This is a genomic window from Nocardia sp. BMG111209, from assembly GCF_000381925.1.
In the GTDB taxonomy this organism is placed as follows: Bacteria; Actinomycetota; Actinomycetes; order Mycobacteriales; family Mycobacteriaceae; genus Nocardia.
Map to the genome: position 1 here is coordinate 777031 of NZ_KB907307.1, position 16466 is coordinate 793496.

The 16466-nt window shown below is 68.6% G+C and carries 15 protein-coding genes; 5 read left to right on the forward strand and 10 right to left on the reverse strand.

All coding sequences use genetic code 11. From position 1 onward, the window contains the following. Positions 1-13 precede the first annotated feature (13 nt). Both G361_RS0103450 and G361_RS0103455 read left to right on the forward strand, forming a co-directional pair. A complete protein-coding gene (locus G361_RS0103450) occupies positions 14-715 on the forward strand; it encodes a hypothetical protein (RefSeq protein WP_019925652.1) in 702 nt (233 codons plus the stop codon). 44 nt (positions 716-759) lie between these two features. Beyond that, positions 760-1080, forward strand: coding sequence for a DUF4286 family protein (locus tag G361_RS0103455; RefSeq protein WP_026342641.1), 321 nt, complete (start codon positions 760-762; stop codon positions 1078-1080). A gap of 34 nt (positions 1081-1114) precedes the next feature. Here G361_RS0103455 and G361_RS0103460 read toward each other — a convergent pair whose 3' ends face one another. Beyond that, positions 1115-1621, reverse strand: a complete 507-nt coding sequence (locus tag G361_RS0103460) for a MarR family winged helix-turn-helix transcriptional regulator (RefSeq protein WP_019925654.1) — start codon at positions 1619-1621, stop codon at positions 1115-1117. Positions 1622-1694: 73 nt separating this feature from the next. Here G361_RS0103460 and G361_RS0103465 point away from each other — a divergent pair, with 73 nt between their 5' ends. Together G361_RS0103465 and G361_RS0103475 are read left to right on the forward strand one after the other, a co-directional pair. Then, a complete protein-coding gene (locus G361_RS0103465; RefSeq protein WP_019925655.1) occupies positions 1695-2198 on the forward strand; it encodes a cupin domain-containing protein in 504 nt (167 codons plus the stop codon). 165 nt (positions 2199-2363) lie between these two features. Continuing rightward, positions 2364-3383: a zinc-dependent alcohol dehydrogenase family protein gene (locus G361_RS0103475; protein WP_026342642.1), complete on the forward strand. Its 1020-nt coding sequence runs from the start codon at positions 2364-2366 to the stop codon at positions 3381-3383. 24 nt (positions 3384-3407) lie between these two features. Here the strand turns inward: G361_RS0103475 and G361_RS0103480 are convergent, their stop codons facing one another. The 8 genes from G361_RS0103480 to G361_RS0103520 form a co-directional block, all read right to left on the reverse strand. After that, the gene (locus G361_RS0103480) at positions 3408-3884 is read right to left on the reverse strand and encodes a hypothetical protein (protein WP_019925658.1); all 477 of its coding nucleotides are present in this window, start codon (positions 3882-3884) and stop codon (positions 3408-3410) included. Positions 3885-4041: 157 nt separating this feature from the next. Beyond that, complete coding sequence (locus tag G361_RS0103485) at positions 4042-4971, reverse strand: hydroxymethylglutaryl-CoA lyase (protein WP_019925659.1); 930 nt, start codon at positions 4969-4971, stop codon at positions 4042-4044. A gap of 159 nt (positions 4972-5130) precedes the next feature. Continuing rightward, entirely contained in the window at positions 5131-7917 is a 2787-nt protein-coding gene (locus G361_RS48030) for a D-Ala-D-Ala carboxypeptidase family metallohydrolase (RefSeq protein ID WP_019925660.1), read from the reverse strand. Between the two features lie 29 nt (positions 7918-7946). Beyond that, positions 7947-9263, reverse strand: a complete 1317-nt coding sequence (locus tag G361_RS0103500; RefSeq protein ID WP_019925661.1) for a hypothetical protein — start codon at positions 9261-9263, stop codon at positions 7947-7949. 4 nt (positions 9264-9267) lie between these two features. Then, on the reverse strand, positions 9268-9786 hold the full coding sequence (locus G361_RS0103505) for a hypothetical protein (protein WP_019925662.1): 519 nt from the start codon (positions 9784-9786) through the stop codon (positions 9268-9270). 28 nt (positions 9787-9814) lie between these two features. Beyond that, positions 9815-11068 carry a hypothetical protein gene (locus G361_RS0103510; RefSeq protein ID WP_019925663.1) on the reverse strand — a complete coding sequence of 418 codons (1254 nt, stop codon included), beginning with the start codon at positions 11066-11068 and terminating at the stop codon, positions 9815-9817. Then, complete coding sequence (locus tag G361_RS0103515) at positions 11061-13619, reverse strand: hypothetical protein (RefSeq protein WP_155981283.1); 2559 nt, start codon at positions 13617-13619, stop codon at positions 11061-11063. The genes G361_RS0103510 and G361_RS0103515 overlap by 8 nt, the downstream gene beginning before the upstream one ends. 64 nt (positions 13620-13683) lie before the next feature. After that, positions 13684-13869: a hypothetical protein gene (locus tag G361_RS0103520; protein WP_019925665.1), complete on the reverse strand. Its 186-nt coding sequence runs from the start codon at positions 13867-13869 to the stop codon at positions 13684-13686. Positions 13870-13891: 22 nt separating this feature from the next. Here G361_RS0103520 and G361_RS0103525 point away from each other — a divergent pair, with 22 nt between their 5' ends. After that, positions 13892-14827, forward strand: coding sequence for a BTAD domain-containing putative transcriptional regulator (locus G361_RS0103525; RefSeq protein WP_231386769.1), 936 nt, complete (start codon positions 13892-13894; stop codon positions 14825-14827). Here G361_RS0103525 and G361_RS0103530 read toward each other — a convergent pair. Further along, a complete protein-coding gene (locus G361_RS0103530; protein WP_155981284.1) occupies positions 14784-16466 on the reverse strand; it encodes a hypothetical protein in 1683 nt (560 codons plus the stop codon). The two genes, G361_RS0103525 and G361_RS0103530, sit on opposite strands and share 44 nt — an antisense overlap.

The window sequence follows — 16466 nt, forward strand, 5'->3', positions numbered from 1 at the left end:
GGAGAATCGTGGGGTGATCAAACGTATCCGATTCGCTCGCCGGCCGGGAAACCTGCGCGCGCAGGACTTTCCCGTGTTGTGGTGCAGCGCGGTCGGCGCTGCCGCGGAGGCTCCGCCCGCGGTGCGGCCGCGGCGGATCGCGGTGTGCACGACCGTCCCGAATATCGGTGACCTCCGGCCCCGGCACGACGGCGTCGGCATCGAATGGTTCGACGACGCGGGGCATCTGGCGCAGTACGAGAGCTGGCTGACCACCGGCAGCGGCCGGGCGGTGGCCACCGGGGTGACCGCGGTCGGCGGCGACACGCTGGTGTGCGTGGAGGAGAGCGTGCTGCGCGGTGCGGACTGGCTCGCCGGGCGCTGGCAGCAGGGCGGGGTGAAACTCAAGCACATGGCCCTGGCGGTGCGGGACCCGTCGCTGACCACGGCCGATTTCGCCGACCGGTGGCGCGGCCACGCGGGGACCGCGCCGGGCCCGAATCCGGTGGCGGCCACCATCATTCCCGAGCACGTCCGCGGCCGGGCCTACGTGCAGAACCATCCGCTGTCCGACGAGCGCCCGTACGATGCCGTGAACGAGGTCTGGTTCGACGACGCCGCCGGGCTGCGGGCCCGGGTGGAATGGTTCCGGGACAACGACATCGGCAGCGGCGACGCGTTGTTCGCGCAGTCCTGGTTCCTGGCCGTGCGCGAGGAGATCGTGTACGGCCGTTGAGCCCCGGGGCATCCGGCGCCGGGGCAGTATCCGGAGGTGGTTCCGTGCCGAAAGGCATCATGGTGGTGCAGTCCAGCCCCGCCGATCCCGCGAAAGACGCCGAATTCAACGAGTGGTACGCGAAAGAGCATCTGCCCGAACTGTTGAAGGTGCCGGGATTCGTCAGCGCCCGCCGCTACCGCGTCCACCGCGGCGCTGAGGGACTGCCCGCCTATCTGGCCGTCTACGAACTCGAGGCCGACGACCTCAACACGCCGCTGCTGGCGCTGCGCGAGCGCAACGGCCCCGACCGGGCCACCGGCGCCGAACTGCTGAGCGCGGATCCGCCGCCGATCGTCACCGTCTACGAGCTCCTCGAGGACTGACCCGTGGACCCCGGTGGTATGCCGCCGGGGTCGGTCAGGCCGGTTTCTCCAAGCTGCGCAGCAGGATTCGCGCGATGCGGTCGAGCTCGCGCCGATCCGGCGCGGACAGCGCGGACAGCAGCGCGGTCTCGTTGCGGGTGTGCGCCGCGACCACGGTGTCGACGCGTTCGCGCCCGGCCGCGGTGAGCGCGACCCGCACCGCGCGCCGGTCGCCCGCGTCGGCGATCCGCCGTACCAGTCCCGCGGACTCCAGCCGGTCCAACCGGCTGGTCATCCCGGCCCGGGACAGCATCAGGGTGTCGGCCAGTACGGACGGGTTGAGCTCGAACGGCTCCCCGGCCCGCCGCAGTGCCGCCAGCACATCGAACTCCCCGCGCCCCAGGCCGTGCGCGGTGAACACCGTCTCGATCGCGCGCTCACCCAGCTGATACAGCCGGCCGATCCGGCCGAGGATCGCCATCGCCTCCAGGTCCAGATCGGGCCGCTCGCGCCGCCACTGCGCCACGATCTCGTCGATCGCATCCGGATTCCGTTCCGCCATGGACAGAAGTTTATTCGATGGAATATAGTTAGCTATCGAACTATCAGCCATCGAATCTTCTGGAGTGAGCGTCATGAGCATCCCCACCCCCGCCATCCCCGCCGCGATCCGCCGCCGCGAGGACGCCGAGACCGGCGGCAACGAGCAGGCCACCGCCCGCCTGCTGATCGACGGGAACGAGACCGGCGGCAGCGTGAGCACCCTCGAGGTCACCTTGGCGGCCGGCGCCGACGGCGCGACCCCGCACTATCACACCCTTTCCGAGGAACTGTTCTACGTGGCCGAGGGGGAACTGCAGGTGCTCACCGGTGACGAGATCGTCACCGTCGGCGCGGGCGGCGCGCTGGTCGTCCCGCGCTTCATGCCGCACGCCTTCGGCGCCGCCCCCGGCAGCCCGACCCGCATTCTCATCGCGCTGACCCCCGGCCTGGAGCGCTTCGGCTACTTCCGCGTCCTGGACCGGGTGCTCGCGGGCCAGGCGGAATACTCCGAACTTCTTGCCGCACAGGACACCTACGACAACCACTTCGTCGACGCGCCGCAGTGGTGGGCCGAGCGCGAGGCCGGCCGCCGCTGACCCGGCTCCGGCGCGCACGCCGCCTGCGGTCGACAGCGGCGGCGGCGCGGCGCGCGGCACCGGATTTCGCCGGTGCCGTCATCGCGGCCGACGGCCGCCGGCGATGGCAGCATGGCAGCCGGTAGCGCCGGAACGGGCCGTACGGATTCGAAGGAGCGCCGGAAGATGACAACCATGCGGTCTCTCGTCGCCGAGACGATGGGCGAGCCGTCCGAGGTGCTGCGCCTGCGGGCCCGCCCGATCCCGGTGCCCGGTCCCGGCGAGGTCCGGATCCGGGTGACGGCCGCGCCGGTGCATGCCAGCGATCTGCACACCATCCGCGGCAGATACGGATTCACTCCGGAGTTCCCGACCGTGCCCGGTATCGAATCCGTGGGTGTGATCGACGAACTCGGTAGCGGCACAGTCAGTTTGAGCGTCGGGCAACGGGTCGTCACGATCGGGGTCGCGGGTACCTGGCAGGACTGTGTCGTCGCCGCGGCCGAGCGGGTCCTGCCCGTTCCCGCGGGCATGAGCGATTCCACGGCCGCCCAGATCATGGCCAACCCGCTCACCGCCGTGATCCTGACCGGCGCCGAACTCGATGTCCGACCGGGTGAATGGCTGCTGCAGACCGCGGCCGGTTCGACCGTGGGCCGGTCGGTCATCCAACTCGGAACGCACCTCGGCTTCGAGACCCTCAACGTGGTCCGCCGCCGATCCGCCGTCGACGAGATCCGCGCGCTGGGCGGCACCGCGGTGATCTGCACGGAAGACGAGGACCTGCGGGCGCGGGTGGCCAGGATCGCCGGTCCCGACGGCGTGTCCAAGGCGATCGACTGCGTCGGCGGTCAGGTGGGCGCGGACGTCTCGCGTGCGCTGGCGCCGCACGGCGAGCTGGTCGTCTTCGGCGCGCTGTCCACGCACCGCCAGACCGACCCCGGCGCACTCACGATCCCGATCTTCGCGCGATCGCTGATCTACGAAACCAAGACCGTGCGGGGGTTCTGGCTGTTCCGCTGGCTCACCGAGACCCCGCGGGATCGGATGGCCGCCGCGATCGACCGGACACTCCGGCTCGTCGACAGCGGCGTGCTGCGTGTCCCGGAGGGCCGGCCGATCCCGCTCGAGCGGTTCGGCGAAGCCGTCGATTCGGCCGAAGCCCCCGAACACGGGGGCAAACCGCTGCTGATGTTCGATCGCTAGCGGGCAGCCTTTCGATCGCGCGGCTCAGCGCCGTTGCGGCCGGTCGGACGACGGCCCTTCGGCATTGCGCGCCTCGACGGCGTGGATGGTCTTGACCAGTTGCCGGTCGAGGACGCCTTTGCCGACGGTACCCAGCACCGCGCCGAGTACCTGGCCGGTGAAGTTCTTGCCGTCGCGAACCACCACGGCATCGACCTCGGTGGTTCCGTCGGGCCTCGGCGTGAGGGTGTAGGTGTGACCGGACGATCCGCCCCACAGGTTGGAATCGGTGGTCGTCATGACGATGTGGCGTGGGTCGGACCAGTCGTAGCGCAGGCGCTCCCAGATGTGGTTCGAACCCTCGGTGACATCGGCGTGGGTGGGGTCCTGCTCGTGGACGCGGAGGTACTCGTCGGCGCTGTTGCCGAACAACTGTGCCCGGCCGGGGCCGAAGTCGGTGAGCGCGGCGAGGAACTGCTCGGGCGTCGAGGTGGTGGTGTGTGTGAGATGGATCGTGGACATCGTGTGCTCCTGTCGAACCGTCCCTCCGGTTCAATGACGGGACTCGGTCGAACACGACTCCGTATTTCGTGGGTCGATCGTCCTGGCAAACGCGATATCCGGGGCCGCATCCACGCGAGTGGCAGGTGGATTCCATGGCTGAACCACAATGGAAATTCTACCGGATGACCCACTCGAAGGCCTCGGCCTTCGATCGGGCGCCCTGGGCGGTCTTGGATCGGTTCGGCTCGCCCAGGTCCGACAAAAGCTTCTCGGTCGTGCCGACGAGTTCGGCCAGGATCGCGGGGGTGAACCAGGCCGGACGGGTGGCGAACAGGATGTCCTCGGTGGAGGTGTTGCCGCTGGCGCCGGGGGCGAACGGGCAGCCGCCGAGGCCGCCGAGCGAGCCGTCCACGAAACCGGCCCCGGCCGAGATCGCCGCCAGGGTGTTGGCGACGCCGAGGCCCCAGGTGTCGTGCCCGTGATAACCGATGCGGCGGTGCGGGGTCTCGGCCGCCACCCGCTGGATCAGGCCGGTGACCTGGGCCGGGACCGCCTGGCCGAGGGTGTCGCAGAGGACGACGTCGTCGGCGCCGTCGGTGCGGGGATCGGCGGCGAGGGCCAGGACCCGGTCCGGGTCGACGGGGCCCTCGAACGGGCAGGTGAACGAGGTGGCCAGGGTCAGCTGGATGCGGCCGCCGGCGGCGCGAGTGCGCTCGACGGCGGCGGGCATCGCGGCGATGCTGTCCTCGGCGGTGCGGCCGATATTGGCCCGGTTGTGCGCGTCCGATACCGACAGGCAGTACTGGAAGTTGCGGGCGCCGGCGGCGATCGCCTTCTCGACGTGCCGGGGTGTGGCGACCCAGAGCCAGCAGTGTTCCAGCTCCCCGGGGGTCAGCTGTTCCACCACCTCCAGCGAATTGGCCAGCGGGGGAACGAGATCCGCGCGGGCGAGGGAACCGATCTCGAGCTCCGGCACACCCAGCGCCAGCAGCCGGCGCACCAGTTCCACCTTGGTCTGCGTCGGCAGCATGCCCCGGGTCAGCTGGAGGCCGTCGCGCAGGGTGACATCCCGCAGGGTCGCCGCGGGGGTGAAGGTGGCGTCCATCGAAATCCTCTCGCGCTGCGGGGCGGTCGATGCCGAGCTTATCGCCGATCCGTTGTGCCCCGTGCCGGGGCGGGACTCGAGCGGCGGAGTGCGATTCGGCGCCCGCATGCCCGGCAGCCCCGCGGCCGGTGTCACCGACAGCCCCGCTCCCGCGGACGCTCAGATATCCCTGGAGATGTCGACCAGCTTGGTGCGGGACGGTTTCGGCGCGCGGGTGGGGCCCAGCTCACCGAGGGTGACCACCGCGGTGCCGCTGGTCCAGAAGTTCTTGGCCTGGCCACGGGCGACAAGTTCGACACAGGCGGCGTGCGCACATTGGCTGACACCGGCGCGGTGGGGATGGAATTCGTAGTAGTCGAGCATCGAGATCTCGATCTTCGTGTCGGCGTGCCGCCGCCAGTCGGACCGGATCGGCGGAAGTACGCGCCACTGCACGCAATCGATGGCACCGTAGGCGAATTGCAGTTCGTCGTTGCCGTATTCGCTCTGCTCGATCCGGGTATGGCCGCGGTTGTCGCCGTGCGCGATGGATCGGCGGATCTTGGCGCGGACGCCGGCCGAGCGGTGGATCATATCGGCGACGTCGATCGGTAGTTCCTTGCCGGTGCCGTTCAGGAAGTGTGCGAACAGTCGTGCCGCCAGTGGACCGGCGGCGACGACGCGTGCCATCGCGAAGGTCGCGACGTCGCGAGGGCCCTGGAATGCGCAGGCGCAGTCCACGAGTGCGCGAGGGTCCAGACTGCCGCTGACCAGCGAGCACCGCGCCCGGAAACGTCGTTGCATCTCGGACCAGGGCACGGCCGGTTTCAGATCGTCCTGCACCGGCCGGCACGTGCCGAGGGTGCGCCGGCCCGGCGCTTCGTCGTCGGTTTGCCGATCGGCTCCACAACACTCCTCGTCGGCACGCAGTTCCACGGTCTCGGCTTCGTGAGCCGGCCGCGGCCGGACGAGTCCGGGCAGATTCGCCGCCGAGTCGGCCAGCAATCGCCAGCCGAACCGGCGTGGAATCTGTAGGTGGCCAACTGTTGTGCGTTCGACTCGGAAGTTCGGTGAACCGGCCCGGCGGATCTCGGCGGCCACCGTTCCGCTGTTGATCGCGGTTCCCTCGCCCGGTCGAAAGATCACCCGCAGCGCACCGTTCCCCGCGCGCAGATGGCGCCGGGCCCAGTCGATCAGGACCTTGGGCTTGTCGTACAGGGCGTCGAACACCTGGATTTCGTCGGGATCGGTGTGCGTGAGGATCTCCAGCAGCGCGGCGCCGCCGCCGGAATGTGCGGTGAGTATCAACCGATTCCGCCGTACGGGTGCGCCGGTGGCCGCGGTGAACTCGGCCAGCGCGGCGTCGATCAGCTGCTGTAACCCGCCCGGTGCGGTGAGGGCCGGGAACGTGTACCGCCTGGGATCACCGCCGGGTCTGGGGCTGTAATGTCCGCGCGGCAGCACCAGCAGCGTGGGTGTCAGGCGGCCACCGGTGGCTCGGCAATCCGGGTCCGAGAAGTCCAGCCCACTGTTCGGCTCCTTGTCGGTGGTGATCCGCATCGCTTGCCGATCATCGGAGTAGCCGTGCAGATGCACGACCACGTCGACGGCAGTCGGCGCGATCATGGCGTTCCACTTGATCACCAGATCGGGTGGCGTTCCCCGGTGATCGCGCAGCAACGGAAGTCGCTGGATCACCCGCCGCCCCGGTGCGACGCCGCCCGCGGCCGCCAGGGCCGGTGCGAACGACATGGCGGACGCTCCCCCGGGGCAGACGGGTCGCCGCCGGCGCTCATGAGCCGCGAGTTCGTCGAGCGCGGCGCGGGCCGCGCGCGGGTCCTTCAGATACGTCCAACGGGCCCGGGTGCCGCGAACATCGATGTGCGCGAACGTGTTACCGATACCGATACCGATGTCGACACCGCAGGAATCGACCGCCAGCCGGGCGATCTGCAGGCCGCTCAACCCGGCGACGGTGATGTCGGCCGCTTGCCCACTGCAATGCCTGCTCAATGTGACCTTCCCGCCGGATCGACGGTAGACGTCCACATTGCGGGCCCAGGACCGGTACCCCGAGGTGATCTTCACCGGCCGGCCCGCCCGGTCGTGCATCGCCTGCAGGCAGCGCACCAGAGCCGGCGAGATGCGGGCGCGGTCGGCGGCGACGCCGCCGCTGCTGACCAGTTCGCGGACCGTGAAATCGGGTGACAGGCGCTGACCACGGACCGCGGGACCGGTGTCGTAGAGCGGCAGCCCGGTGTGGTTGGGGTCCCAATGCTCCTGCCGTTCCCCCGTCGGGCCGCCGACCGTTCGCAGTACCAGTCCGGATGGGAAGGCCGCGGCCGGTGCGATCTCGCCTTCCTCGGCCCCGCCGAACTCGTCGTACGAATCCTCATGATCCGCTTCGTATGTCGCCTCGTCCTCGGCCGACTCCCCGGCCTCCTCGCCGAGCGCAGCGGCCTCGCCTACCGGATTCTCGTGGGCCGGTTCGGGCGCCTCCACTCCCAGGTCGTACGTCTCGTACATCTCACCGGTCAGATCGGCGCCGGGAGCGGACTCGAAGCCGTTGTGCTGCGGTGCGATATCGTTCTCGTAGGCCGAATTACCCTCGTACACAGCGTCTTCCCCGAGCAGAGCGGTCTCCGTACCGATGGAGTCCTCCGCGTACGCGAAGTCCTCCTCGTACGAGAAATCCTCGTATCCGAAGCTCTCGTACCCGGGGCTTTCGTCTCCGGAGGTCTCGTAGCCGGGATCCTCATGGTCGGCGTACTCGTATCCAGGGCTCTCGTTACCCGAGTCCTCGTACCGGGACTCGTCTTCGCCACCGGTGTACTCGTCCCGGTGACCGTCCGGCGCAAGAGAATTCTCCTGGTAGCCGGCGTAGATGTCCTCGCGCGTCGGCCACGGTGTCACCGTCGTCTCGGCCGGATTCGGTACGAAGACAGGTGATTCGGCAGCGCCGCTCATCGTTGACTCCTCCGTTGTGCCGGTTCGGTTCAGGGCCAGGCGCGGGCCGGTGCCTTGTGCCCGTTGCCGGACGGCGCGCTCGGCACGAGATTGCCGGGCAGACGGGCCGGTTGGGCGGTGAGCTGCGGTGTCTGCTGCCGTCGCACGGTGACCGCGAGGTCCTTGACCCGCTCACCGGTGCCCGACTGCCACAGATCCACGATCCGATTCATCGATGTCGCGATGACCGGGTTGGGTAGCAGGTTTCTGCGGTACAGGAGTTCGGCGTGGGTCGGGGTGTTGAACTTCCCGAGTTCGATGAACCACAGCAGCGGCGAGATCAGATCGGCCAGTTCGAACAGTTCCCGGGCCTGCCGGGAGGGCGCGATCCCGACCCGGGTGCCGATGGCCGCCAGCCGATCGGCCGGGTTGCCCTGCGCGCCCGCGTCGGCGTGCAGGTCCGTCACGAGGGTGGTGTCGTATTCGACGATCAGATGGAACCAGCTCATCATCGTCACGTAGGCGAACTCCTCGCGCGACAGCATCCCGCCGCGCCTACGCAGTTGCAGCATTTCGCCGAGGGTCTGGCACAGGTAGCCCACATAGCCTGCGTCGGTGGCGTTCGGACCGGACGAGTTCTTGTCGTTCTCGATGCCGAGCCAAACCTGGCGCAGCAATTCGTTCCACAATTCCAGGAAGCGCTGGTTCGTGTTCGACCCGGTATCGCGTTTCCAGGGTTGACCGATGACACCCGGCCCGGGCGGATGTGGCAGATCCATGCCGAACATGCGCCAGTACACATTGCGCCGGTTGATTCGGGCATCCGGCCGCAGCTGACTGGTCAGCAGGCCGCCGACACCGAACAGCGGCGGGTCCCGGTAGAACAGTTCCTCGGTGTGGTTCGTCAGGACCATCGTATCGATGCTCGGTGCGGGCAGGGTTTCCCCGACCACCAAGCGCCGCACCACTTCACCGAGGATCTCGAAGATTCCGGTCGCCTCGATCAAATACGCGTACATGAGATGTTCCCAGACCGGCGGCGGCAAACTGTCTCCTGTGCCCAGACCCGGAATCGTGAAGGGCTGCGGCGGCGGGGGCGTTCCCGGCATCGGTTGTACCCCGGACGGCAGCGTATCCAGTAAAGCCTGTGGGAGCCTGGTCTTGGTGACCGCGGCCGGGTCGCCGAGCGCGACATCGGAAGAGAGCAGCACGGGTTTCCAGGCGTCGCCGGTGATGCCGCCGCGCGCCCAGATCTCCTCCAGCCAGCGGCTCAGTTGCAAGGGGTGCACGGCCAGCACGGCATTGGCCTTGTCCACCTTCTGAGCGCCCGGCGGTGTGGTGATCAGTTCGACGAGGGTGCGGAACATGGCCTTACTCTCCTTCCGCGGACAGCCGCGCGGATTTCACCGGTGCATTCGGCGGCCTGAAATCCATGACGTGGTCGATCGGCACCGCGATCGCCAGTATGTCGCCCTGTGGGTCGGCGAATTCGACGAGCCGCACATCACGATGCTCGATCGGCAGGATGCGGTCTTCGAGATCGTCGACCGGATACCGGTACACCGGATCCGGATGGTCCGGATCATCCGGATCGTGATAGTGCAGGATCAGCCAGGCGGTGCGGTCGGGCAGGGTGCCCGCGAATCGCAGGAAGTATTCGTCGGGATACCCGATGACTTCCGGGGACGGCTGCAACGCCCGATCGGCAGGCTCGTTGTGACGCCCGTAATTGCCCAGTCCGTTGCGTGCCACCCGGAACTGCACGATCAAGTCTTTCTGTTCGCGTAGCAGATCCGTCCGGGTGCCGCCGTATCCCATCGAACGGAACGCGTCGGTCATCGCCCGGATCAGCTCTTCGCCGGTTTCCCCGGAACCGCACTCGTGGGTCATCGTCGTTGCCTTCCTGTCCCGTTGATGGTCATGCGGCGGCTTCCGCTTCGATTCCGCCGATCCGGTGCAGCCACGGCTCCATGTCGCTCGAGGCGGTGGTGGATTCGAGCCCGCGCAGCACGGTCAGGGCCAGGATGCGCATCGGCTCGGTGCGCTGCAGGTAGCTCGACGTGTACAGCGCGGCACCGGCCCGCTCGGCCAGCCGGGCCAGTTCGGCGGGTGCGACGCGCCGCGGGTCGGCCAGCGCGGACAGTGGTTTGTCCGCGAAGGCGGCCATCGGCAACCGCGTGCACACGTCGGTGATGATCGGCAGTAGCGGCATGCTGGCCCTGATCAGTGCCGCGACCTCGGGCGGCGCCACGTCGGGTGGGGTGCGGCGCATCCAGCGGGCGCCCAGCGCGTCCCACGGCCCGGGGCCGAACCAGGACCGGCACAGTGCCACGTTCAGCTGGATCCGCAACGCCGCCACCGGATGTGGATCGCCGGGTAGCATCCGGAAGACCATCGGCGGCGGACCGTCCACCACGGTCGCCAGCGCGGGTACCGGGGCGAATCCCAGCAGGCAGAACGCGTACACGTCGGCGGCGACCTCGCCGGCCCAGCTGCGCCACACCTCCGCGGCGAGCGGACTCCGGCGGGTGAGCGCGGCTTCGAGTGCCGCGGCGAGTTCCGGTACCCACTTCGTCAGATGCGCTACCTGGTGACCGGTTTCGTGCACCAGCGAGGTGGGCTGCCAGAGGTTGTGACGGGTGATCTTGATGGCGGCGGCCGGGGATATCGACGCGTCCCAGAGCCGGGCGCCGGCCCGCAGGATCGATGCGCCCGGCCCCTTGTGCAGATAGGTCAGCACCGGTGGCGTGTCGATTCCCAAGGGCCGCAACACCTGATCCATGCTCGCCACCGCGAGGGTGTCGAGCCCGCGCAACACCGCGGCGATGCGCGGGTTGGTTCGGGTGTTCACCGCGTGGCCGTAGAAGTCCACGACCGATTCGGCCAGCAGGTAGCGCCGCCGCAGGACCAGGATGTCGGCGCGTACCGGGCCGAGTTCGGCCGGCCGGTTCGCGGCGCGCAACGCGGCCAGCGTCCGATCTGCTTGTGCGGTAAGCCTTTCCACCTGACCGGTCAGCACCGCGCGCACGCCGCGTCCGAGATAGGACTCCAGCTCGAGCCAGGCCGCCGGTGCGGCCGCCACCTCCAGATCGCCGAGCGCGACGGCCGCGCGCCGCCAGTGCCGCACCTCCGTGCCCAGAGCGGTGATCTCGGTGGCGAACGCGTCAGTCATGACGCCAGCCCGGGATGACCGTCACGACCGGAGTGGGCGTCCGCGTGGCATCGCGTGCCAACCCGGTGAACGTCACGATGATGGTGACTCCTTCGGCCCGGTCGCCCGCCGCTGCGGTGAGCTGCGCACCACGCTGGGTGAGGAACGTGCCGATGCCCGTGCCGGTGGCGGCCGTCAGCGCTCCTGCCAGCCGGGCCGCGGCGGCAGGGGTGCCCACTACTCGTGCGGTGAGCAGTCGCCGCGCGAGTCGCAGCCGCAATCGCGGAAGGACGATGTCCCACAACGCGATCAGCGCCGCCGGCAGATTGCGCTGCCCCGAGGGCGAGGTGCGGCGCAACAACCGTTCGAGTTCCCGGGCACGGCGCTCGGAGAGCCGAATCACCACCCGTAGCCGCGAGCCCACCGGGTCCCAGCGGATCGTGATCACCCGCCGGGGCCGGCGAGTGCGGCGAGCCGGGAGTCCGGCGGTACGAATCCGGAAGTACCGCTGTCCGGGCTGTGGCCGGAAGACCTGCGGCCGGGTGACCGGGCGGCCCCGGTTCCGGCCCAGTGCGGGCTGGCGCAACAGCAGCGTGGCGGCCTGGGCGGTCAGCGGCTGAAAGTCCTCGGCGTTCGGATTCTCCTGCGCGGGCAGTGTCTCGTCACGGGTCAGATGCCCGGCCAGCGTGCCCGGCATGGTCTCGTACAGGTCGACTTCGGTGTGTACCGGCCACTTTTCGACGCCTCGATCGAGTAGATAACTTTCCAGGGTGCCGCCGTCGGACCAGGTCATCGCCCGGGCGATCTGCCGCGGAATGGTGACCGGGAACACCCGGGTGTACCGGCGGAACCGATACCGGGGACGGACCGCGCGCGGCATCATGACCCAGAACCCACCCTCATCGGAGGTTTCGCGTTCGGGCAGGTCGGTGCGTAACAGCCGATCCGGCAGGTAGGCGGCCGCGGCTTCGGCGAAGGCGCGTTGCACGGCGGCACTGACCTGCAGCGGGTCCGCCACGGCCGACTCGGTCAGTTCGTCCGCGACCCGCAGCACCGTGGCCTCGACCGCGGAGGCCAGGGCCTCGCCGGCTACGATCTGCCGATGATCCTGCGGCGCTTCCAGTCCCAGCGCGTTGAACCCGAGACCGACTGCGGCCCTGGCGATCATGCGCGACGGTTCCTGACCGACGGCCTGGGTGATGGTTGCCATTGCGTCGGCGCCGACCATGTTCTTGATCAGATTCGCCAGCGGATCAGCGATGAGGTCGATGAGTTTGCTGCGAGCGCCGGTTAGTGTGAGGCCCAGCTTCAGCAGCGGCCGGATCGCCAGGACCGCGGGCACGAATTGTCGGATCTGCGCGATCGGCGCCTCGGTGCCGGTGTAGTCGGCCAACTGGTAGGCCAACCGGGCCCGGGCGTCGTCGAGTTCGCCGATCGGGTCGTCCTCGGATTCGCCGCCGTCGGATTCGTATGCGAATTCGAAAGCTGCCGATTCGTCACCGGCCGGGGACTCGTCACGAGCTGCGATCTCGTCGCGGGAATCCGCCTCGGACTCGGGCGCGACCAGTAACGCGGCCAGTCGGGTGTCGAATGCCTCGGTCAGTTCCTCGGCGGCGCCGGGCACGGGCTCGCCCTCGAATTCATTTGCCGCAGGGCCGGTCTCACCCACCGGGAATTCCCATGATGTTTCATCCTCGATGAATTCCCACGACGTCTCGGCGGCCTCGCCGGCGCCCAGTCGCTGCACGAGGATCGGGATCAGCGGACGCACCGATACCGGCAGGAGCTTGGTCAACGGTCGCACCAGCTTTTTCACGACGCCTTTCAACAGGGCCAGCCCGGCCCTCTTCAATTTTTTGAGCAGTGGGCCGATCAAATGCTTCCCGATGGCCGTCACACCGCCCTCGACGACGTTCCAGCCCTGCTCGGCGATATCGAGCACGCCCTTCACCGGGTTCTTGGCGAACCGGACCGCACTGCGAACAGTGTTGCGCGCCTTGCGGATCAATGTGCCGAAGAAGTTCTCGAAGCCCTCGGTGGCGAACGCGGCCCGGGTTTCCAACGATTCGAGTAGCTGCTCGAACTGTTCCTCGCTCATGCCGATCGGATCGGCGTTCTCGAGTCCGGCCGCGTAGCCGTCCATGGCCTTTTCCCATTCGGTGGCCAGGGGTGCCGTCCACTCCTGCAGGGATTCCTGGGTCTCGGTCGGCGTGGGTGGCGATTGCCATTGCTGTTCGTCGGCGAGCACCTTCGCCGCGCCTTCGTTGAGCAGTTGGTCGAGTGTTTCGGTGAACTCCTCGTCGTGTAACGACTCCAGGAATTCGGCCAGTGCGGTCTCGGCGGCCGCGGATTCGTCGAACTCCTCGGCCTGGAATGGTGATTCGGCGGCGTAGAACGCGTCGAACGGTGATTCACCGGTCGCGTAACCGGTTGCGGCCGTCGACTTCGCATCGGCCTCCTCGTCGCGCGCCTCCGCGAGCTGTACCAGGCCGGAGAACGGTGACACGTAGCTCGCCGTATCGTCGCGCGACTCGGCATTCGTCTCGGTTTCGGTGTAGGTGTGGATCGACACGGTGCCCACCTCCGCGAATAGCAGACTTTGAGGTGATCGTGGCCGCCACCGATGTCACGTGGCGTCAACGATTCGTCTCGGCGGGTCCGAGGAGTTCCGTGAGCAACGCGCGGATGTGCGCGGACGCCGAGTCGATGTCGGCGAACACCCGTCCGCAGGCGCCTTTCGAGCCGGTGAGCACCCGCACGAGCAGGCGATCGTGCTCTCGCCAGGCCCGCACGACGACCACCAGGCTGTCGTTATCGGTCATCGGACCAGGATCGGCGCACGTCATGCTCGTTGCCATCAACGATGTGTGGTCGGAGACGAGGTGTCGACGCTCGGATCGACGGGCTACGATCGATACTCAGCAGGCTCGTAGCGATCGATCACGGCTGGTCCGGCTGGGATTTGTCCGAAGGGGGTTTGCGATGGTACCGACTGTCATCACATCGCCGCCGGGCGGTGCCGTGTCTCGCCCGATGCTGTCGTTGCTGGGCGGTTTCTCACTACGTGTCGGCGGGCAGGATGTCGCGGTGCCGATGCACGCGAAACGCGTGCTCGCTTATCTGTCGTTGGACAGCGTCGTCGAGCCGGATTGTGATCGAGGGGTGCTGGCCGAGCGGCTGTGGCCGGACTCTCCGGAGGATCGGTGCCGCGCCGGTTTGCGGACCGCCCTGTGGCGGATCCGGCAGGCCACTCCGGATTTGGTCGACGGCCGCACGGATCGAGTCGGTCTGGCCGACCGGGTCGTCGTCGACGTGCACGGGTTCCGGGACCGGGCACAGCAGATTCTGGCGGACCGTCCGACCGATGCGCCCGCCATGCTCGCCGAAGCCAGAGAGCTTGCGTGCGCCGCGGAACTGCTGCCCGGCTGGGACGAAGTGTGGCTGCTGCTGGCCCGGGAACAGTTGCGGCAGTTGCGCTTACACGCCATGGAGACTGTTGCGCGCCGATTGAACGAGCAGGGCCGCACCGCCGAGGCCATCGATATGATGCTGATACTGGTTGCCGAGGAGCCGCTGCGGGAGTCGGCGCAGTCGGCGCTGATCGAGGCGCATCTGGGCGAGGGCAATGTCTGTGAGGCACGGCGGCAGTTGACGAGTTATGCGACCTTGCTGTGGACCGAGCTGAGTCTGCGCCCGTCACCGGAACTGATCGAGAAAGTCGGCATCGAGCCGCCATTCACTGGCGCGCCGTGGCCCGCGCCGCCGCGCCGGCGACAATGACCGGCCGGGCGATCACCTCGCCGGATCGGCTGCCCGCGTCCGGGTGGCTGCGCCGGGCATGTACGGAGGCGAGCAACAGCACCGGTCCCGACGGCATCCGCCGATGGGCCGGCCAACGTGCGGCCACAAGGGTGGATCGACCCGAACCGAGTTCGAACGCGGCCGCAGCCACCGTGCCCGGCAGAAAGTCGGCCGGATACGTCGCCGTCCTGTCCCGCCCGATTGTGAAGACGACCAGCAGGTGCCGGCATCGACCGCCGGAGTTGTGTATTCGCGCGGTCAGTTCCGGCTGCCCGTCGGCACCCTGCCGGACTCCTACCTGCGATATCGACAGCCGCGGACTCGGGACCGGGTCCGCCAGGCCGTAGACGAACCGGTGGAAAGCGTCCACCAGCTCCACGACGCCGGACTCGGCGACCAGATGCGCCTCCAGTTCGGCCGTCGACACCGGCGTTCCGCGGCGCGACTCGAACAGGGTCCGCATGGCGCTGCGCAATCCGGCCCGGCCCAGCAGTTCGGCGGCGCCGCGGAATACGCGACTGCCGTCCACATAGGAATTCGGTGGCGTGTTCCGCTGAAAAGGGTTGCGCGAACACAGTTTCACCGGTGGCCGCCGGAAGTCGAACGGCTCGGTGCGCAATCCGTCGTCATGGAATCGGGCGAACCCCTCGTCCCACCAGCCGTCGGCCTGACTCGCCGGCCGTACACCTCGGGCGAACCACGAATGCAGCGTCTCATGGGCGAGTGCGGACACCGATGTCGTGCAGCCGCCGTCGTATTCCATGCCGCCGATACCGTCATGGAATACGCAGACGAATCGGCGGTGGGGATAGCGGCCGTAGCCGCACTCGTAGCGCGCCAGTAGGCCCGAAATGCGGATGAGCTGGTCGTCCAGGTCGATCGGAGAGTCGGCGGGCTTCGCGACCTCGATCGAGACCGCACCTGATACCGGCAGTTTCGCGGTCACCCGCGCGGTGATCAGCGCAGCTCGGGGATGGATCTCCAGCAGTGGTGAGAGCGCCGCGAAGTGCGCCGGCCACGTCACGGTCCAATGCTCGGCTGCATGGTCGACGATGTCACCGTTGCTGATCACCGCGTGCGGCAGTGCGGTGCCCGTGACCCGGACATCCAGCACGCACGGAAACCTGTCGAACACCAGATTCGCGGGCAGCCACGCTTCGAGGTAACGGCCGGGATTCAGGTCGGACATCCCGAACTGCCAGCGGACGGCGGGGCCGGGGAGCCGGACCAGTGCCGGTGGGCGGCCGCCGGCCGAGGACGCGTCGGGCAGCCGCAGCCGGTAATGGAACCGGAGCGTGTGCCGGGTGCCCGCTCCCTGGGCGATGTCCAGGACACGCAACGAACTGCCCGGGCCGGCGCCGAAATCGTGGGGGCGGATGTGGTGGGTGGCGATCGGGCCGGCATCCAGGGTGCAATGGTCGATCCGTTGCCGGAGGTCGAAGAATGGGTTGCCGGTGTGCGGGCCGAGTTCGTAGTGCATGGCCGCGTCGGCGATGCCGGTTCCGGTCGCCGCGTCGAGGGTGACCTCGGCGCGGACAGCGCGAATGTGGATGGGTATGGCGAGCAGCCCGTCGACCGGGGCCGGTGCCGGGGCGCCGTGGAACGTGAGAAGAGACAC